This window comes from Synechococcus sp. A15-62, assembly GCF_014280075.1.
Taxonomy (GTDB): Bacteria; Cyanobacteriota; Cyanobacteriia; order PCC-6307; family Cyanobiaceae; genus Parasynechococcus.
In genome coordinates, this window is the sequence record NZ_CP047950.1 from 1,722,826 (window position 1) to 1,739,224 (window position 16,399).

Sequence of the window (16,399 nt, forward strand, 5' to 3'; positions counted from 1 at the left end):
CCCTGTGACCACCACTCAGCTCACCAAGCCTCGGCCGGCAGAAGACACCCTGATCGATGCCCTAAAGGGCTGCCGCGACGTGAAGGAGCTGAAGGCCCTCGAACAGCGCCTGGCATCCACCACCGATGCGCCACCGCTGTTCAGCTGGATCTGCGATCTGCTCGTGGCACGACGCATCTCCCGTGGCCTCGCCGCCCGTCTGCTGTTCGAACTCCACGACGGGGGCTCGACCTAGGGCGACCGACTAAGGCGAGCGACGCCTCCAGACGGCGGCGAGGACAGAGATGAGCACCTTGGATGTGACCGGATCAGTGCGGGACATCTGGGAGTGCTTGAACAACCAAAACTCGGTCGATCAGCTCCAACAGCTTTGGCTCACCAGCAGCATCGAGAAATATGGAGGGTCGCCAACCATCAAGGCTTACTGCCTTGATGGGCCTGCCTCGACCTGTTGCTCGCCGACAAGCTGAAGGCTTTCGTCCCGGTGTGGTGCCGCTCCACCGGCAATCGCTTCATGGATCCCCACCATCGACCAGGAGACCTGGGAACCAGACTGGATGCATGGAACAGGTGTCGCCAAAAGTCACCCCATGGAAATGAGCCTGGCGTCGATGCAGCAGGCCATGCACCTCAGGCCGAGGTCTCAGCTAGTTGGCCGATACGTCAGACGATCTCTTTACGGCCAGACTTGATCTTCTCTTTGGCCGTCATGAGGCCGTAGACGAGCAAGCCGAGAAGAGCAATGTTCACGCCGATGAAGAACATCATGTCCATGGTCTTGTGGCGACTTGGCCAGTAATAGACGGGAAACGCAAGCCGGCCTACCCGTCAGAGGACTCATTAATCGTGAGGGGAGCAGGCAGCGGGTGCCTCAACTGGAAAGCAATGCACCGCATGGGTAGCGGCGAAACGGTAGCGGTATGAAGGAGCGAGCCACTCTTAATCGGATGCGCTCAAGACACGATCCAGCCAGCGAGTCAGGTTCTTAAAAGACGGGCCTTTACGAGTGGTCTTGGCCTTGGGAACGCACATTGCGTGAACAGCTGAGCCAGCCGCGAACTTCGCAGCAACTTCAGATAGTTCGATTGTCTTGCCGCACACGCGGCAAGGGAGCTTTTTGACCAAGCGGGGATGCCTTTAACCCTGTTGTTAGTGGTAGCCCTACAACGCGCGAAAAAGCCAGTTGTCGATACAGGCGTCACCAATTGGGTGAGCACTGACCTGGTGACTCAGATCGTCCCCAGGGTTTCAACCTTGACCTCAGCCTTTTGCCGGCTGCGCCAGCCTGTAAAGGTTCAGGGCTACGAGAGCCACGCCGAAGCTGCAAAAGAAAGCGATCAGGTCTTGGCTGGTGATGGACATAGGAACCCGAAAACGAGACCAATAAGAAATGTAACGAATGCTTGTAGTGTGACGGCATGAGTCGAATCAAAAAATCACTAGCGATCCCTGCTTCCTTGGGTGACAGCGTGATCATCGCTGTCATCGCCTTGGTTGTACTCAATAGCGTCTCCAACGCTGGCGACTGCTCCCGCAGCAAATCAGCTGTAGCAACTTCGCTGGAGGCTCATCAGAAAGCTGACAAAAAACTGAAGTCGAGGCCTGACGATGTCTATTGATGCCCGATGCAAGGAACAGCAATCAGCCGCTGATCGCCTGTTCATGGACTTCAAATACACCCGCCCTGGATCGAAAGAGCAGTTACAGGCCCTAGCCACACTGAGCTTTCTCATAGGGATGTGGGCCGATTTCCTCACTGCAGAGGAGAAGAGAATGGATCAAGCCATAGCCCTAGAAGGCCGTTGAGCAGCAACGAAGGGAAATCCCCGCTCGCGCGGGGGCCTTGGATCGTTAACTCAGGCAACAGAGATGCTGTGAGGTGCAGCGGGATAGCTCGTCGGCATTGGATCTGCCTTTCCTTCGGCCATCGCTTTAGCGCGTCGGTACATCTGGCTGTTGGTAGCCCCTTGAACTTCCATGACGGCTGCAACAACTGCCCAGTTCTTGGTTTCGGAGGTCATTGACTTCAGAAAATTTCAACCCATGAACCATCGCGGAATTGTTCCTTGTGCCGTGACGGAGGCATCCGCACCGCAGACCGCTCGCAGAAAGAGAAAGCGTTAGCTACAGCGCACCTGTATCAGGCCCTACGTCAAGCAATGTTGAGTATCTGTAATAATTCCTGAAGACGCCTCTACTCAGTGCGCGAGGAAATAGTTGCGAGCCTCCACCTTGATTTGCGGTCTCTCAAGCTCGAATACAAGACGACTTGCGATGCGTTGAGAAATTGGCCTGGCGGACCTGCAGAGGAGCAAGAGTTTCTTGAGTACAAAAAACAAGAGCTTTTTCGAGCCTTGCTTGAGCACACCTTCCATGACGATCCTGTCTGATCATTTGCCAAATGCTCAGCAGCTGTAAGCCTTGGGCACCTACCTGGCAGAGGGAGGTGAGGTGGGCAGATGAAGCGTGTTAGCCAGCGAGTCTCACCTGGTGATCATGTCTTTGGAAGTAACGGGTTTTTATGAATCGCGGCCGTCCTTCCGGGGATTTTATGAAGGCGTATCAGGCAGTTAACTGACAACTAGTCGCAATCTGGTTGCAATCACCGCCGGTAGCGAAATAAACACTTACCTGTCAGATCATCTGCAATTACTGCAAGGTTGGCGCCTCCACACGGCGGCAAGGGCGCTGCCGATCAGGCAGTGAATCACCGCAGAGATGGCACCCGGCAACGCCGTAAGGGGATTGGCGAACCCGCCACTGCGGGCGAGCACCACGGCCAGTCCTGAGTTCTGCATGCCCACCTCGATGCTGATGGTGCGCTGGGCCTGCACGCTCTGCCCCGCCAGCCGGGAAATCAGCCAGCCGAGAAGGAAGCCGCCGCCATGCAGCAGCAGGCAAGCCAGGATCAGCACGGCCCCCTGCTGAAGCAGCACAGCCCTCTGACTGCCCACGATGCTGGAGACGATCATCACGATGGCCATCACTGCCAGGGGAGGCATCACCGGCTCAATCCGCTGGGCCACACCGGGCAGGCCACGCTTGAGCAGCACCCCAATAGTGACGGGCAGCAACACCACCTGAAGCACGGCCAGGAACAGGGCCCAACCGTCCACCGGCACGTACTGGCTGGCCAACACCTGGGTGAGACGGGGGGTTAACACCACCGCCGTCAGGGTGCTGATCGTGGTCATGACCACCGAAAGCGCCACATCGCCACGGCCGATCAGAGCCACCACATTGCTGGCGGTCCCCCCTGGGCAGCAGCCGACCAGAATCAAGCCCACTGCAAGCGGGGCAGGCAGGTGCAGAGCCGCCGCGATCCCAGCGGCAAGGGCCGGCATCACCAGGAACTGCAGCAGCACCCCCAGCAACACAGCGCGGGGGCGACGACCCACCCGCACGAAATCAGCGGGTGTCAGCCCGACGCCCATGCCGAGCATGATCACGCCGAGTCCAAGGGCGATCAGTGGCCCCTTGAACCAGATGAACAGCGGAGGATGGAGCAATGCCAGCAAAGCTCCCAGCAACGTCCAAAGCGGAAACAGCAGCGTGAAACGCTCCCAGGTCATGACGATCAGAGGATTGAGGCCATCCTCGATCAGGGGGGGGTTCCAGACTGTTGTGATGCTGGACCACGCTTCTCCCATCCCTCCAGCCCGCCGACGCCGCCTGCGGAGCTTGAATTCCGGCCAAGAGCCCTGGCAGCTGCAGGATCCCGCCGGAGCCGGCCAGCTCGTTGATCTGGCGAGCAACGACTACCTCGGGCTCAGCCGCCATCCCGACGTGATCGCAGGGGCAACGCAGGCCATGGCCTCCGATGGCGTCGGTGCCGGTGGATCTCGCCTGATCACCGGAACCCGACCACGCCATCTGGAGTTGGAGGCAGCCCTCGCCACCTGGTTGAACCGAGACCGGGTGCTGCTGTTCCCCAGCGGATTTCAAGCCAACATCGCTGCCTTAACGGCCCTGAGTGACAGGCACACCACGGTGTTGGTGGACCGGCTGATCCACCACTCGCTGCTGGCGGGCATTCGCACCAGTGGAGCGAGGCTGCAACGCTTTGCCCACAACGATCTTGAAGATCTCGGTCAGCGGCTGCAGCGGCTCAAGGACGCCAGGACCCCTTCTCTGGTGGTGACCGAAAGCCTGTTCAGCATGGAGGGCACCAGCCCTGATCTGCAGGGCATGGCTGAACTTTGTGCCCACCACGGTGCACAACTGCTGGTGGACGAAGCCCATGGCCTGGGGGTGCTGGGGCCTGGCGGCCGCGGGCTTTGCCATGGACTCCAACGGCCTGTGACCTTGGTGTGCGGCACCTTCGGCAAGGCCTTCGGCAGCGGAGGTGCGTTTCTGGCTGGGGACCACACCACGATGGAGCGGCTGCTGCAAACCAGTGGGGCCTTCCGCTACACCACGGCCCTGGCCCCACCGCTGGTGGCAGGAGCCCAGGCGGCCCTGCGCTTGATCCAAGCCCACCCCAAATGGGGAAGCGAGCTGCGCCAGCGCTCAGAACATTGGAGGACGGCGCTGGCGAAACAGGGCTGGCCGAAACCAGCAGGGCATGGCCCCGTGCTCCCCCTCTTGGTCGGGGACGACCAGGACGCGCTCGACCTCCAGCAAAAGCTGGAGCAAGCGGGGCTGCTGTCGGTGGCGATCCGGCCGCCCACCGTGCCGGAGGGAACTGCCCGCCTGCGCCTGGTGCTGCGGCGGGACCTGCCGGAGGGCACATTGGAGCAACTGCTCGCAGCCCTCGGCTCTCGATGATGCAGGTCCTGGCGATGCATGGTTGGGCTGGCCAGGCCGGCACCTGGTCCCACTGGCGTCAACGCTTTGAAGACGAGGGAGCAGAATGGTCCAGCGCAGACCGGGGCTACAGCGGCGGTGAAGCCGTTGCTCCGGCATGGCCCCCCGGCTCAGGACGCAACCTGTTGATCGCCCACTCGCTGGGGCTGCACCTGCTCCCTGCAGCTGTTCTGGCGCAGGCCGATGCGGTGGTGCTGCTGGGCAGCTTCAGCGCCTTTGTGCCCCACGGGCGCGCAGGACGCGCGGTGGCGGCGGCTCTGAAGGGGATGCTGGCGGCCCTGGGCACCGACCAGGAACTGACGATGCTGGAACACTTCCTCGAGAAGGCCGCTTCACCCCATGCCCGCAGCGCCCTGCCCCCAGCCCCCCTGCTGCAGGGTTTGACGAGCCTGGGGCGCCAGCGGCTGCAGCAGGATCTGGAGCTTCTGGCGCGCTGCAAGAGCCTGCCAACGGGCTGGCCTGAAGCGGTGCCTGTGCTGGTGGTGCAGGGCGAACGGGACGCTGTGGTGCACGCCGCGTCAGCGCAGCAGCTGATCGATGACCTTGGAACGCAGCCGCTGACCCTGCATCGGGATCCGAATTGGGGCCACGCACTGATCACACCAACGGTGCTCTCGGTGGTGCAGCAATGGCTGGGGGCCCTGTGATTCGCCCCGACCAGGTACTGGAGCGCTTCAGTCGCGCAGCACCGACCTACGCAGGCGAGGCGTTGCTGCAACGGGCCATGGCCTGGCGCCTGGCCCAACTGAGCCGTCGCTGCTCCATCCGGCGGGGCCTGTGGGCTGACCTGGGCAGCGGCACCGGTCACCTAGCCGCAGCCCTGGAAACCGCTCATCCGGGGCAGCAGGTGATCCGCCTTGACGGAAGTACCGCCATGTTGAACAGCCACCCCCATGGAACACACACCCTGCGGCATGACCTGAGCAGCGGGCTACCGGACTGGAGTGAGCCTCCGCAACTGCTGGCCTCCAGCTTTGTTTTGCATTGGTTGCCGGATCCAGCCCAGCAGCTTCGGCGTTGGGTGGATGCACTCCCGGAGGGAGGCTGGCTGGCCCTGGCGGTGCCGGTGGCTGGGAGTTTTCCTCAATGGCAGCACGCCGCCCGGGCAGCGAATCAAGCCTGCACGGCCTTATCCGTGCCAGTACGGGAGCAACTGATGGCGGCCCTGCCGGATGGCGTGGTGCAACGGGACGAGTGCCTGAGCTTCACCCAACACGCCGACAATCCACTGCGGCTGCTGCGCCCGATGAGCAGCATCGGCGCCTCCGTTACCAACGGTGGCCAGCTCTCAACAGGCCAGTGGAAGGCCGTCTTCCGGGCTTGGCCCCAAGCCGACGCATCAGCCGGTTTCGCTCTGACCTGGAGGATGTGGGTCCTGATGGTGAAGCGATGAACGACAACGTCAGTCGCCTGGTGGTGTGCGGAACCGACACGGACGTCGGGAAAACCGTGGTGAGTGCGTGGCTCGTGCAGGGGCTTCAGGCCAGCTACTGGAAACCGGTACAGAGCGGACTGGAGGGCGGCGGTGACCGCGAACGGGTGCGGCAGCTGTTGAACCTCCCGCCGGAACGGATGCTGCCCGAGGCCTATGCCTTCAACGAGCCCGTCTCCCCCCACTGGGCCGCCGAACTGGACGACACGCCGCTCGAGCCAGCCCAACTCGCCATTCCCCAGCACCAGGGATCCCTAGTTGTTGAGACGGCTGGAGGGTTGATGGTGCCTCTCACCCGCAACTGGCTCCAGATCGATCAACTGGTGGAGTGGCAGTTGCCCATCGTTCTGGTGGCCCGCAGTGGACTGGGCACCCTCAACCACACCCTGCTCAGCCTGGAAGCGTTGAGACGGCGAAATCTCACTGTGTTGGGACTGATCCTCAACGGTCCCCTCCATGCCGACAACCCGGGGACCCTCAAGCAGTTCGGTGACGTCCCCGTTCTGGCGCAGCTACCCCCCCAGGCCTCGCTCTCAGCAACGGTTCTGGAGCGGCTTTGGGACGAGCAGGATCTCACCACTACATTCCGAGAAGTGTTGAAGCGCTCGTCCCCGTGACTTCACGTCAAACCCTTGCGACCCTGGTTGTTTCAGCACTCTGCGTAGGGATTCTGGTGCTGTTCACCGATATCGAGGTGCAGCTGGTGCGCTGGGTGAACTGCAGCGCCATTGCCACAGAGGCGGAAAAGAACAGTGACGTTTGCCGCTGACCACTCAGCCCAGGGCCTTTGAACCAGTGGGGCAGGTGCCCAGACGCATTGCGGCATGACGCAATGCGATCCGCAACGGCCATCCGTGACTGAGTTCAGCCTTGATCACCTCCAGTTGGGACGACGACCAACCCCGCAGCTCAAGATCACTGCGAATCGCTTGCCAGTCGCCCTCAGCGACAACGAAACGACGTTTGGCCGACGGCTCAGGCCGCGTGGTGGGAACAAAACGCTTGGATTGACGACGGGTGCGTGGGGCAGCCATCCGGGGCATCTCCATCAGCTCCAGATTCAATATGGCAAAAGCTGCCGCTGCTGCCATGGGGTCAATCCGCCATCCAAATCTGTGGCCCCCCTTCACCCAGATGGCCAGCGCAGCCAACGCCCAACGGGTGGTGTCTGGAGACGGGGCTCTGCTGATCCGTGAACAGGGGGAACCGCTGATCGATGCCATCAGCAGCTGGTGGGTCACCCTGCACGGCCATGCCCATCCGGTGTTGGCCAAGGCGATCGCCGATCAGGCCGCCCGCCTCGAGCAGGTGATTTTTGCCGACTTCACCCATGAGCCTGCAGAACAGCTGGCCGTTCGCCTAAGCGGCATCTGCGGCCTACAACGGCTGTTCTTCTCCGACAATGGCTCCACTGCGGTGGAAGTGGCGCTCAAAATTGCCTGCCAGTGGTGGGCCAACCGAGGGCAACCGCGCTATCAGATCGTCGCCTTCGACGGGGCGTACCACGGCGACACCTTCGGGGCGATGGCCGTTGGCGAACGCAACCTGTTCAGCGCCCCCTTCGAAGACAAGCTCTTTCCCGTCGCCCGGGTTCCATGGCCGGCCACCTGGTGGGATGACGATGCCGTGGAGACCAAGGAATCGGCGGCACTCGAGGTGCTTGAGCGCGTGCTGGAGACACCGACAGCGGCGGTAATCCTCGAGCCGCTGCTGCAGGGGGCCGGCGGCATGGCGATGGTGCGGCCCGAGTTTCTGCGACAGGTGGAGGCACGCACCCGTCAGGCGGGAGCATTGCTGATCGCCGATGAAGTGCTCACCGGCTTCGGACGCTGCGGCGACTGGTTCGCCAGCCGGCGGGCAGGCATCCGGCCGGATCTGATGGCGCTGTCCAAAGGCTTGACGGGTGGATGTCTACCGATGGGCGTGACCATGGCCAGCGAAGCGGTGTTCGAAGCCTTCGTGGGTGACGACCCCTGCCTGACCCTCTGGCACGGCCACAGCTTCACGGCCAATCCGCTGGGCTGCGCCGCGGCCAACGCCAGCCTCGACCTGCTGGAGCGCAACCCCGCTGCTTTTCAACAGTTCGAACAACGGCATCGTCCGCACCTCGAACGGTTGGCGCGCCATCGGAAGGTGCAACACCCCAGGCTGACGGGGACGGTGGCCGGCTTCGATCTCGTGGTGGAGGGAAGCTCGGGCTACCTCAACCCGGCGGGGCCAAAGCTGAAACGGCTGGCGATGGAGAACGGCGTCTTCCTCCGCCCCCTGGGCCAGGTGGTCTATCTGCTGCCACCGCTCTGCATCAGCGATGCCCAGCTGGAACGCTGCTATTCGGTGCTGGAAAAGGCCCTCGATCAGCTCTAAACCTTGGGGCCTCATGGACCCGCCTGAATCGCCGCCTCGACATCGGCCCTGGAAAGGCCATAGGGCAACGAGCACTGCAGCATCGCCTCCAGGGAACCGGGGTGCCAGATCACTTTGAGGTCCTCCCGTTCCAGCAGCAACAACGCCCTCCACTCAGAACGCTCGAGCATCCACTGGCAGGGGGTGTCGTCCATACGGACGGCACCCAGCTGCTGAAGCCAGGCCTCAAGCGCCGGGAGAGAGTGCTGATTCAGCGGGGTGCTCTCCGGGGGCAGGGCGACCATCAGGTTGTGAACGCACGGATGTGTTCTGAGTCTGCTCATCCGCCAGCCAACTCGGCGACACCTGCCAGTCGCGGCCCTGGGCAAGCGCCACCCCCAAGCCCAGCACCAGGCTGAGCAACAGCGCGATGCTCAACAGCACCAACGAGAACCATTCCCCACCGGAGAGGGGCCTCCGTTGACCAATGCCCTGCCAGGCATCCGGGCGGGCCTGACGCTGAAGGGGCGAGGGCGATGACGGCGCCTGGGCGCCAAGACTGAAGCTTGCTTGGCTCTGGCGCAGCAGAACGTCGTAAGACTCCTTGAGCTCCTGAAAAGCAATGCTTGCCTGCTCGGGAGGCAGTTGAGTGGTGTCGGGATGCAAGGCCTTGGACTGGCGTCGAAAGGCCTGGCGCAAGGTTTCAGCGTCAACCCCGGGGCGCACGCCAAGCCGTTCGTGATGGCTGGGGCGGGCTTCGGACACAGGGGACGGCCGGTCCTTCATCCTAAGGAGAGTTATTGCTGCAGCCATGGCCGCCACCGCGCCTGAACCGGCGTTCTGGGACGCCCTGGGATGGCAGCCATCGCAAGCGCAGTGCGACCAGCTGGTGGAACTTCAAGGCCTGCTTCAGAGCTGGAATGAACAGGTCAACCTGACGCGCCTGGTGAACGGCGACGATTTCTGGATTGGTCAGGTCTTCGACAGCCTCTGGCCGCTGGCGGGGGAACTCCAGTCAGCGGACGAGCCGCAGCACTGGATTGATGTGGGAACCGGGGGAGGCTTCCCCGGCATCGCCATCGCCATTGCCCTTCCCCAGGCACAGGTGACCCTGCTGGATTCCGTCGGGCGCAAGATCGCCGCCGTGGAGGCCATGGCCAGCAGCCTGGGGCTTTCCGATCGGGTGCAGGTCCGCACCGAGCGGATCGAAACCACCGGGCGCGATCGCCACTTCCGCGGCAGCTTTGATCGTGCCGTGGCCCGGGCTGTAGCGGCCGCTCCAGTGGTGGCCGAATACCTGGTGCCCTTGCTGAAAACCGACGGCCAGGCCCTGCTGTATCGGGGCCAGTGGACTGACAGCGATGCCGTGCCGTTCAACAAGGCCCTGGATCTGCTCCAGGCCCGTTTAGTCGAGGTGCAGCACCAGCAACTACCCAGTGATCGCGGCACACGTCATCTGCTGCGGGTGCAACCAAACGGCCCCTGCCCCCGCCGCTATCCAAGGGCCGTGGGCACGCCCAGCCGGGATCCTCTTGGGAGCTAAGAGGAACGCTCAGACGCTCGACAAGCGCATCTGGGCTTCCCCCTTAAGCCGGTGCTTGAGGCTGCGCAGAATCTCCGGGATGCGCTCACGCCATGGGCTCTCTTGCAGGACGCTCTGCAGCTCTTCGGCACTGACCTCCCCATCCAAGCCATCGGCATTGGCCCCAGCGAACCAATGGCCTCCGGAGCCCAACAACCCATAGCGGGCCTTGGCATAACTCTCGAGATCCCAGGCCTCCAGCAGGTTGTACAACCAAAGCAACACCGGCAAGTTGATCTCCCCAGGCGTCGCATGCCAAGGCGGCAGCCCGACGGACCAGGTGGCCATCCAGTCACGACCCAGCGCTTCATCGGCCGCTTGCCGAAGCCGCTGATCCACAGGAGCAATCAAGGATGCTGCCTCCGGCAGCCGCTGCAACGCCTCCATGTGAAGCTCGAGATCCTCCGGCCGGGCCGCTCCCACGCTGATGGTGTGAACCCGCGGATCCTGGAGACAGAACAGGTCGTTGAAGACGATGGGATGCAGCGGTGAACACAGCTCCATCAGCCGTTGGGATGGCGTATGCAGATGACCGCCCTTGTCGGTAGGGCTGATGATGAACACCCCCATGTCCTGACGGCGGGCCGCATCCAAGGCGGGACCGTTGTCCTGGCGGATGTAATACCAGTGCAGATTCACGTAATCGAAGGCACCGGAGTCGCAGGCCTCTGCGATCAAGGCTGTGGGGCCATGGGTGGAGAAGCCCACGTGACCAATGCGACCCTCCGCCTGCCAGCGGCGCACCACCTCCATGCAGCCCCCGGGCTGAAGGGTCTGCTCGAGATGCTCCGGCAGGTTGATGCCATGGATGGCCAGTAAATCCAGACGATCACAGCCCAGCCGCTCAAAACTGAGCTCCAGTTCCGCTTCGAAGGCGTCGGGATCGGGCCGAGGAGGCACCTTGCTCTGCAGCAGACGGGAGGGGTCGGGTGAGCGCGGCAGGGCCCAACCCAGCTGACGCTCGGAGCTGCCGTAGTGCCGCGCCGTTTCCACGTGGTGAAAACCCAGATCCACCGCGCGCTTCAGGGTCGTCTCGAGCTGGGTCTGGGAGGCAGAAGTGATCTCATCAGCAGGAAGGTCGGTCCAGCTCTGCTGAAAGCGCATTCCCCCAAGAGACAACAGGGGGATCTCAAGCTCCGTGCGGCCGAATCGACGGGTGGGAAGCGCCATCAACCCTGTGGACGCGGTTGCAGATTCTGGCGAATCAGGTTTTGCCGCAGCGTTTCCAACGATTCAAAGGGAACCCAGTGAATGCAATCCACAGGACAGGTGTCGATGGCCTCCTGAATGCATTCGGTGGAGTCACCGTCCTGTCGGATGGCCCTTGAGCGTCCCAAATGCGGCTCAACAACAAAGGTGTTCGCAGCCACGTGGGCGCAGTAGCGACAGCCGATGCAGACGGCTTCATCCACCCAGACAGCCTGATCTCGCATGTCTCCCCCGAGCAGGGGTTCCCTACCGGTGGCCTGCTCCTGCGGCCGAGCGGGGGCGGAAAAGGCGTGAGACGAAGGATCAGCCAGGATTCAGGCGTCCCAGCGGGTCACCACGAGTTCGATCGAACCATCCTCTGTTTGGGTCTGCTCGGCGACCTGAAAGCCTTCCTTGGTGGTGGCAGTCAGCACGGTGTTCAAGGCGTAGCGCTGCGTGAGCTTGGAGAGAAAACGTTCCACGGGGATCTGTTGCTTCCACAGATCGAGGTCGGTGACCAGCTCGTAGGACTCCGATGCGCTGTTCCAGCGGAAGCCGATATCACCACCGTCCTGCACGGCAATGGCCAGATCAGCGGTGACGGTCTGGCCGCGGTAGCCACGCACAGGACGTTCACCCTGATCGGGGGCATAGCCCATGTCTTCGAGGGCTTTTACCAGAGGCTCCAGCTGGCGCAGTTCGGTTTTGACGGTGCTGAAGTGCGACATCAGTTCAAATGAGCGGGAAGAGACTGGGACTGGACCTCAGGCTGCAGAAACGCTTCGGATGTGGACTCCTGACGTTCAACCGTTCCAAGAGCAACTTCCACTTCTTCAGTGAGCTGCTGGCACGCTTCCCCTGCAACACCCTCGACCTGCTCTTCCACACGACCATCAGGACGGATGGTGAAGCGAATGGTCTTTTGAGGCATTGAGAAAGCGTGATTTGCGCAGCAATCTAGTGGGGGTCTCCTCCGAATGTTGCCTTTCTCGTTACACAGCCCAGTTACAGGATGAAACCGTCGTTGATCAACGCCTGCAGGCGTTCCAGCACCAGCGGATCCTCCAGCTGCTCGAGAGCGGTTCTGGCCTCATCGCGCACGGAGATCTCTCCGTCATGGAGCAGGGCACTCACCAAAGCCTCAACGATCTCGGCTTGCCGCGGCTGCACCAGCTGATCCATCAAACGGCCCAAAGCCCAGATGCAGTTGCTGCGCACCACCGCTTCACTGTCGATGCGCAAACTCACAAGCAATTGCCCCGCCGCGGGGTCGGCCTTGACCGGGGAACGGCTGCCGGCCTCCGCCAGGGAACCTGGACACCAGAGGCGCACCGCTGCGACATCCGTCTGCAGCGCCCGGATCAACGGATTGAGCACCGGAGCATCGGGGAAGTTGCCAAGGCTCCAGGCCGCAGCCTTGCGGACGTAGGCATTGGCATCGAGCTGCAGCAGCTGCAGCAGCGGCTCAACAGCCGGCGGCGATGGATTGCGGCCCAAGGCGTAAACAGCACTCATCCGCTCCACCGGACAGGAGTTCTGGAGCAAGGGCAGCAGCAGGGCAATCGACCGGGGATCACGGTGTTCACAGAACACCTGCAGGCCCTGCAGCCGCTCTCCATGGTTGCCACGCAACCAGATCAAACCCTGGTCACAGGCCCGGGCAATCTTCAGAGAGGAATCCTGCTCGGCGTCATCGAGCTGGATCGCGTCAAGCGGATCAACGTCGTCTTCCGCAGCCAGCTCACGCGCCAGCAGATCAGGATCCACAGAAAGGCTGGACAGCCCCTGGTCCTTCTGTTGGCTGCGGTCGTCAGTCATACGGGGATGCTACGGGAGCCATTCCAGGGCTCAACCCATGGGAGCTGGAGCCAGCATGTCACCGGGAAGCCAGATGCGGGCACTCACAGCGAACAACGCCAGGGCAAACAGAAGAACAATCAGAGCCGGCAGAAGGGTGGAACGAAAAAACGACACCGGAACACTCCAATCAAGGCGCCATTCTGCTCAAGAGGGCACGGCAGCGACACGCCGCCGCAGCTGCCAGATCGAGAGGATCAGCACCGACAGACCAATCCAGCCACTCCACTGTTGATGCAACAGGAAGCCTCCGGTGCCGAGCAGGCCGCCAAACAACACACCACAGGCCAGCACGAAGCGCCGCAGCATGGCGGGCAACGACTCCATCGGCATGACGCCGAAGCGCTGGCGCAGGCGTGACCAACCGGGGCCCGGAGGACGCACCGTCCGCACAAACCGCTCCAAAACAGCGTCCGATTCCGGCGGTGTGCAAAGCATCACCGCCAACCAGACCACAGCGGAAAGGCCGGTGATCACCGCAATGCGAACCCCGTAATCCTCAATCCGAACCAGGGGCACCACCGAGGTGAACACCCCAATAAAGAACCCGCAGAGCATCGCCGACAGCTCCGCCGCGGCGTTCACGCGCCACCAGAACCAGCGCAGCACCAGAACCACACCGGGGCCTGACCCGATCGCGATCACCAGCCGAAACACAGTGCCGATGCTGTCGCTGATCAAAGCGGTGATCACCCCAAGAACGAGCAGCAAAACCGTGGTGAGTTGTCCCACCAGCAACAGCTCCCGCGGACCAGCGGAGGGGCGAACAAAGCGCTGATAGAGGTCGTGGGTGAGGTAGCTGGCTCCCCAGTTCACCGAAGTGCTCACGGTGCTCATGAACGCCGCCACCAGAGAGATCACCACCAGGCCGAGCGCCACGGGGGGCAGCAGTTGCACGGCCAGGGCGGGATAACCGAGCTCAAGATCAGCGCCGGCCGGCAACAGCACCAGGGCCGCCAACGCGACCACGATCCAGAGCCAGCTGCGCACGAGGTAATTCACCACCAGAAACACCCAACCCGCCAGCCGCGCCTGCTGCTCATCGCGGGTGGCCAGCATGCGCTGAATGAACTCGCCACCCCCATCACTGCGGCGGAAACTCCACCACTGCACAGCGATGTAGGCCGTGAACATCGGGATGCTGATGCCACTGCCCTGCAACCAGTGGAAGCCGGAGTTATCCCAGGTCCAGGGCACCAGAGACAGCAGCTCCGGCCGCTGCAGCGCCTGCAGTTGCTCCAACAGCGCTGTCATCCCACCTGCGGCATGGAGGGCAGCTGCGGCCACGGCCAGGGCGCCCGCCAACGCCAGCCCGAGCTGGACCAGATCGGTGACCACGACGGCCCAGAGCCCACCGGCCACGGTGTAACTCATCACAAGCAGGGCCACGACCATTAAGAGCCAGACCGTGTCCGTCAGTCCCAACGCAGCCGGTTGACCCGACACCAGCCCCAGCGCTTCCACCACCTTGCGGAGAGCGAGGAAGGCATAGCCGATGCCGATGCAGTTCACAGGCACGGCCAGCAGGAAAGCCTTGATGCCGCGCAACCAAGCTGCCGCCCCGCCGCCGTAGCGCAGCTCGGTGAAGGCGGCGTCGGTGAGCACACCGCTGCGGCGCCAGAGGGGTGCAAACACAACCGCCATGGCCACGTGGGCCAGACCAAAGCTCCACCACTCCCAGTTGCCCGCCAGGCCGCGGGCACCCACCAGGCCGGCGACGTAGAGCGGCGTGTCGATGGAGAAGGTCGTGGCCGCCATCGAGGCGCCGGCCAACCAACCGTTCAGACGACGGCCTGCCACGAAATAATCGTCCTCGCCACTGTTGCGGCGGGCCAGCCACAACCCCAACACCAGGGTGAAAACGAGGTAAACAGCGAGAAGCAGCCAATCGATCGCTGTCATGCGCAGACCCTGTTCCTCAGCAGTCTGCTGAGGGAAAGTCCGTCAGCCCACCCTTTAGCTGCCGGATGAATGGGGAGCCATCTGCTGACGCCGGAGCTGACCACAGGCCGCATTTTGATCGAGCCCCCGGCTGGCCCTGAGGCTCACGGCTACACCGCGTCGTTCTAAAACGCGACGAAACGCCTCGATCCGCTGCGGCGTTGGTCGTTTGAACTCCTCCTCCTCAATCGGGTTGTAGGCGATCAGGTTCACGTGACTCTGGAAACCGCCAACGCGATCCGCCAGCTCTGCAGCATGCTCGGGCTGATCGTTGAGTTCGCCGAGAAGGATGTACTCAAAACTCACCCGCCGACCAGTCACATCCAGATAGTGACGACAATCCTCGAGAAGAGCGTCATAGGGGTAGGCATGGGCTGTGGGAATCAGCTCCTCGCGCAGCCGCTGGTTGGGGGCATGGAGGCTCACCGCCAGGGTGAACTGCGCGCGGCCCAACCGCTGCATGGCCAGTTCTGCGAGTTGCGGCAAGGTTTTCGGAACACCCACCGTGCTGACGGTGATACGGCGTTGACCGATGCCGAGGTCATCATTGAGGCAGCGGATCGCCTCCAGCACAGCGCTGCTGTTGAGCAGGGGCTCGCCCATGCCCATGAACACGATGTGGGAGGGACGTCGGTCCATCGCCTCACGCACACTCAGCACCTGATCCACGATTTCGTGGGTCTGCAGTGAACGCTGCAAACCCCCTTTGCCGGTGGCGCAGAAGCGGCAGGCCATGGGACAACCCACCTGGCTGGAGACACAGACGGTGAGCCGTTGGTCGGTGGGAATCCCTACGGTTTCAATGGTTTCGCCGTCCTCGGTGGAGAGCAGCAATTTCGTGGTGGCATCCGTGGCCACCGAACGATGCACTTCCTTCAGGCGGCCCACATCGATGCCGCCCTCCAACAGGGCGGCACGCCAGGTCTTGGGGAAGACCGTGATGTCGGCCAGGGATCGAGCCCCCTTGGCATAGATCCAGTCATGGAGCTGACGGCCGCGGAACGGCTTCTGTCCCTGGGCGACGGCCCAGTCCTGCAGCTCGGCCGCGCTGCGACCCAGCAGAGCCTGGGTCACCAGATCAGCAGACCGTGGCCAAGCTTGATCTCCACCGCCATCAAGGCGATGAAACCAAGCATGGCCAAACGGCCATTCAGCCGCTCGGTATGGGTGTGGAACCCATATTTGGGCAGGCGTCTCTTGGGGATCTCAGTGGGCTCAAGCATGGAAGGGGCTGCAATGGTGAACGATTG

Annotated in this window: 24 protein-coding genes; 10 read left to right on the forward strand and 14 right to left on the reverse strand. The window is 62.7% G+C overall.

Going from position 1 to position 16,399, the window contains the following annotated elements:
• Positions 1-4 precede the first annotated feature (4 nt).
• The 3 genes from SynA1562_RS09870 to SynA1562_RS09880 all read left to right on the forward strand — a co-directional run bounded on the left by SynA1562_RS09870 (position 5) and on the right by SynA1562_RS09880 (position 1,806).
• Positions 5-235 carry a hypothetical protein gene (locus SynA1562_RS09870; RefSeq protein WP_186493726.1) on the forward strand — a complete coding sequence of 77 codons (231 nt, stop codon included), beginning with the start codon at positions 5-7 and terminating at the stop codon, positions 233-235.
• 1,222 nt (positions 236-1,457) lie between these two features.
• A complete protein-coding gene (locus SynA1562_RS09875) occupies positions 1,458-1,619 on the forward strand; it encodes a hypothetical protein (protein WP_255445636.1) in 162 nt (53 codons plus the stop codon).
• Positions 1,609-1,806 carry a hypothetical protein gene (locus tag SynA1562_RS09880; protein WP_186493728.1) on the forward strand — a complete coding sequence of 66 codons (198 nt, stop codon included), beginning with the start codon at positions 1,609-1,611 and terminating at the stop codon, positions 1,804-1,806. Before SynA1562_RS09875 ends, SynA1562_RS09880 begins: the two co-directional genes overlap by 11 nt.
• A 50-nt stretch (positions 1,807-1,856) precedes the next feature.
• On the opposite strand, the gene SynA1562_RS09885 is transcribed toward SynA1562_RS09880, so the two are convergent.
• Together SynA1562_RS09885 and SynA1562_RS09890 are read right to left on the reverse strand one after the other, a co-directional pair.
• Positions 1,857-2,021: a hypothetical protein gene (locus SynA1562_RS09885; protein ID WP_186493729.1), complete on the reverse strand. Its 165-nt coding sequence runs from the start codon at positions 2,019-2,021 to the stop codon at positions 1,857-1,859.
• Between the two features lie 618 nt (positions 2,022-2,639).
• Entirely contained in the window at positions 2,640-3,572 is a 933-nt protein-coding gene (locus SynA1562_RS09890; protein ID WP_186495396.1) for a bile acid:sodium symporter family protein, read from the reverse strand.
• A 55-nt stretch (positions 3,573-3,627) separates the two neighbouring features.
• Between SynA1562_RS09890 and SynA1562_RS09895 the strand changes: the two genes are divergently transcribed.
• The 5 genes from SynA1562_RS09895 to SynA1562_RS09915 are packed head-to-tail and all read left to right on the forward strand — an operon-like array spanning position 3,628 to position 7,007.
• Positions 3,628-4,767 carry an 8-amino-7-oxononanoate synthase gene (locus tag SynA1562_RS09895; RefSeq protein WP_186493730.1) on the forward strand — a complete coding sequence of 380 codons (1,140 nt, stop codon included), beginning with the start codon at positions 3,628-3,630 and terminating at the stop codon, positions 4,765-4,767.
• A 14-nt stretch (positions 4,768-4,781) separates the two neighbouring features.
• Complete coding sequence (locus SynA1562_RS09900; RefSeq protein ID WP_255445637.1) at positions 4,782-5,453, forward strand: serine aminopeptidase domain-containing protein; 672 nt, start codon at positions 4,782-4,784, stop codon at positions 5,451-5,453.
• Entirely contained in the window at positions 5,435-6,199 is a 765-nt protein-coding gene (locus SynA1562_RS09905) for a methyltransferase (RefSeq protein WP_186493732.1), read from the forward strand. Before SynA1562_RS09900 ends, SynA1562_RS09905 begins: the two co-directional genes overlap by 19 nt.
• Positions 6,196-6,855: a dethiobiotin synthase gene (gene bioD / locus SynA1562_RS09910; RefSeq protein ID WP_186493733.1), complete on the forward strand. Its 660-nt coding sequence runs from the start codon at positions 6,196-6,198 to the stop codon at positions 6,853-6,855. Before SynA1562_RS09905 ends, bioD begins: the two co-directional genes overlap by 4 nt.
• Positions 6,852-7,007, forward strand: coding sequence for a hypothetical protein (locus tag SynA1562_RS09915; RefSeq protein WP_186493734.1), 156 nt, complete (start codon positions 6,852-6,854; stop codon positions 7,005-7,007). Before bioD ends, SynA1562_RS09915 begins: the two co-directional genes overlap by 4 nt.
• A 4-nt stretch (positions 7,008-7,011) precedes the next feature.
• Here SynA1562_RS09915 and SynA1562_RS09920 read toward each other — a convergent pair whose 3' ends face one another.
• Positions 7,012-7,272 (reverse strand): hypothetical protein, encoded by a 261-nt coding sequence (locus SynA1562_RS09920; protein ID WP_255445638.1) that lies wholly within the window; start codon positions 7,270-7,272, stop codon positions 7,012-7,014.
• A gap of 31 nt (positions 7,273-7,303) precedes the next feature.
• Here SynA1562_RS09920 and bioA point away from each other — a divergent pair, with 31 nt between their 5' ends.
• Positions 7,304-8,602 (forward strand): adenosylmethionine--8-amino-7-oxononanoate transaminase, encoded by a 1,299-nt coding sequence (gene bioA / locus SynA1562_RS09925; RefSeq protein WP_186493736.1) that lies wholly within the window; start codon positions 7,304-7,306, stop codon positions 8,600-8,602.
• Positions 8,603-8,613: 11 nt separating this feature from the next.
• Here bioA and SynA1562_RS09930 read toward each other — a convergent pair whose 3' ends face one another.
• Together SynA1562_RS09930 and SynA1562_RS09935 are read right to left on the reverse strand one after the other, a co-directional pair.
• Complete coding sequence (locus SynA1562_RS09930) at positions 8,614-8,886, reverse strand: DUF3143 domain-containing protein (protein WP_255445639.1); 273 nt, start codon at positions 8,884-8,886, stop codon at positions 8,614-8,616.
• The gene (locus SynA1562_RS09935) at positions 8,828-9,367 is read right to left on the reverse strand and encodes a J domain-containing protein (RefSeq protein WP_186493737.1); all 540 of its coding nucleotides are present in this window, start codon (positions 9,365-9,367) and stop codon (positions 8,828-8,830) included. The genes SynA1562_RS09930 and SynA1562_RS09935 overlap by 59 nt, the downstream gene beginning before the upstream one ends.
• 25 nt (positions 9,368-9,392) lie before the next feature.
• Between SynA1562_RS09935 and rsmG the strand changes: the two genes are divergently transcribed.
• On the forward strand, positions 9,393-10,124 hold the full coding sequence (rsmG, locus tag SynA1562_RS09940) for a 16S rRNA (guanine(527)-N(7))-methyltransferase RsmG (protein ID WP_186493738.1): 732 nt from the start codon (positions 9,393-9,395) through the stop codon (positions 10,122-10,124).
• A 9-nt stretch (positions 10,125-10,133) separates the two neighbouring features.
• Here the strand turns inward: rsmG and SynA1562_RS09945 are convergent, their stop codons facing one another.
• The 9 genes from SynA1562_RS09945 to SynA1562_RS09980 all read right to left on the reverse strand — a co-directional run bounded on the left by SynA1562_RS09945 (position 10,134) and on the right by SynA1562_RS09980 (position 16,372).
• The gene (locus SynA1562_RS09945) at positions 10,134-11,333 is read right to left on the reverse strand and encodes an aldo/keto reductase (protein ID WP_186493739.1); all 1,200 of its coding nucleotides are present in this window, start codon (positions 11,331-11,333) and stop codon (positions 10,134-10,136) included.
• Complete coding sequence (locus SynA1562_RS09950; protein ID WP_244272378.1) at positions 11,333-11,683, reverse strand: ferredoxin; 351 nt, start codon at positions 11,681-11,683, stop codon at positions 11,333-11,335. Before SynA1562_RS09950 ends, SynA1562_RS09945 begins: the two co-directional genes overlap by 1 nt.
• 3 nt (positions 11,684-11,686) lie before the next feature.
• Complete coding sequence (locus SynA1562_RS09955; RefSeq protein WP_186493740.1) at positions 11,687-12,079, reverse strand: DUF1257 domain-containing protein; 393 nt, start codon at positions 12,077-12,079, stop codon at positions 11,687-11,689.
• Positions 12,079-12,282, reverse strand: coding sequence for a DUF2997 domain-containing protein (locus SynA1562_RS09960; RefSeq protein WP_186493741.1), 204 nt, complete (start codon positions 12,280-12,282; stop codon positions 12,079-12,081). The genes SynA1562_RS09955 and SynA1562_RS09960 overlap by 1 nt, the downstream gene beginning before the upstream one ends.
• A gap of 74 nt (positions 12,283-12,356) precedes the next feature.
• Positions 12,357-13,169, reverse strand: a complete 813-nt coding sequence (locus tag SynA1562_RS09965; RefSeq protein ID WP_115080885.1) for a HEAT repeat domain-containing protein — start codon at positions 13,167-13,169, stop codon at positions 12,357-12,359.
• 30 nt (positions 13,170-13,199) lie between these two features.
• Positions 13,200-13,325 carry a hypothetical protein gene (locus tag SynA1562_RS13085; protein WP_011365010.1) on the reverse strand — a complete coding sequence of 42 codons (126 nt, stop codon included), beginning with the start codon at positions 13,323-13,325 and terminating at the stop codon, positions 13,200-13,202.
• A 30-nt stretch (positions 13,326-13,355) separates the two neighbouring features.
• Positions 13,356-15,110, reverse strand: a complete 1,755-nt coding sequence (locus SynA1562_RS09970; RefSeq protein WP_186493742.1) for a sodium:solute symporter family protein — start codon at positions 15,108-15,110, stop codon at positions 13,356-13,358.
• A gap of 54 nt (positions 15,111-15,164) precedes the next feature.
• Positions 15,165-16,223, reverse strand: a complete 1,059-nt coding sequence (gene rlmN / locus SynA1562_RS09975) for a 23S rRNA (adenine(2503)-C(2))-methyltransferase RlmN (protein WP_186493743.1) — start codon at positions 16,221-16,223, stop codon at positions 15,165-15,167.
• Positions 16,220-16,372: a hypothetical protein gene (locus SynA1562_RS09980; protein WP_006850847.1), complete on the reverse strand. Its 153-nt coding sequence runs from the start codon at positions 16,370-16,372 to the stop codon at positions 16,220-16,222. Before SynA1562_RS09980 ends, rlmN begins: the two co-directional genes overlap by 4 nt.
• Between the last annotated feature and the right edge of the window lie 27 nt (positions 16,373-16,399).

Coding starts and splice junctions, on each gene's coding strand:
- SynA1562_RS09895 (WP_186493730.1), top strand. CDS start 3,628: ATGCTGGACCACGCTTCTCCCATCCCTCCAGCCCGCCGACGCCGCCTG.
- SynA1562_RS09945 (WP_186493739.1), bottom strand. CDS start 11,333: ATGGCGCTTCCCACCCGTCGATTCGGCCGCACGGAGCTTGAGATCCCC.
- SynA1562_RS09905 (WP_186493732.1), top strand. CDS start 5,435: ATGGCTGGGGGCCCTGTGATTCGCCCCGACCAGGTACTGGAGCGCTTC.
- SynA1562_RS09980 (WP_006850847.1), bottom strand. CDS start 16,372: ATGCTTGAGCCCACTGAGATCCCCAAGAGACGCCTGCCCAAATATGGG.
- SynA1562_RS09970 (WP_186493742.1), bottom strand. CDS start 15,110: ATGACAGCGATCGATTGGCTGCTTCTCGCTGTTTACCTCGTTTTCACC.
- SynA1562_RS09960 (WP_186493741.1), bottom strand. CDS start 12,282: ATGCCTCAAAAGACCATTCGCTTCACCATCCGTCCTGATGGTCGTGTG.
- SynA1562_RS09880 (WP_186493728.1), top strand. CDS start 1,609: ATGTCTATTGATGCCCGATGCAAGGAACAGCAATCAGCCGCTGATCGC.
- SynA1562_RS09920 (WP_255445638.1), bottom strand. CDS start 7,272: ATGGCTGCCCCACGCACCCGTCGTCAATCCAAGCGTTTTGTTCCCACC.
- rsmG (WP_186493738.1), top strand. CDS start 9,393: ATGGCCGCCACCGCGCCTGAACCGGCGTTCTGGGACGCCCTGGGATGG.
- bioA (WP_186493736.1), top strand. CDS start 7,304: ATGGCAAAAGCTGCCGCTGCTGCCATGGGGTCAATCCGCCATCCAAAT.
- SynA1562_RS09900 (WP_255445637.1), top strand. CDS start 4,782: ATGCATGGTTGGGCTGGCCAGGCCGGCACCTGGTCCCACTGGCGTCAA.
- SynA1562_RS09885 (WP_186493729.1), bottom strand. CDS start 2,021: ATGACCTCCGAAACCAAGAACTGGGCAGTTGTTGCAGCCGTCATGGAA.
- SynA1562_RS09935 (WP_186493737.1), bottom strand. CDS start 9,367: ATGAAGGACCGGCCGTCCCCTGTGTCCGAAGCCCGCCCCAGCCATCAC.
- SynA1562_RS09890 (WP_186495396.1), bottom strand. CDS start 3,572: ATGACCTGGGAGCGTTTCACGCTGCTGTTTCCGCTTTGGACGTTGCTG.
- SynA1562_RS09965 (WP_115080885.1), bottom strand. CDS start 13,169: ATGACTGACGACCGCAGCCAACAGAAGGACCAGGGGCTGTCCAGCCTT.
- bioD (WP_186493733.1), top strand. CDS start 6,196: ATGAACGACAACGTCAGTCGCCTGGTGGTGTGCGGAACCGACACGGAC.
- SynA1562_RS09955 (WP_186493740.1), bottom strand. CDS start 12,079: ATGTCGCACTTCAGCACCGTCAAAACCGAACTGCGCCAGCTGGAGCCT.
- SynA1562_RS09930 (WP_255445639.1), bottom strand. CDS start 8,886: ATGGTCGCCCTGCCCCCGGAGAGCACCCCGCTGAATCAGCACTCTCTC.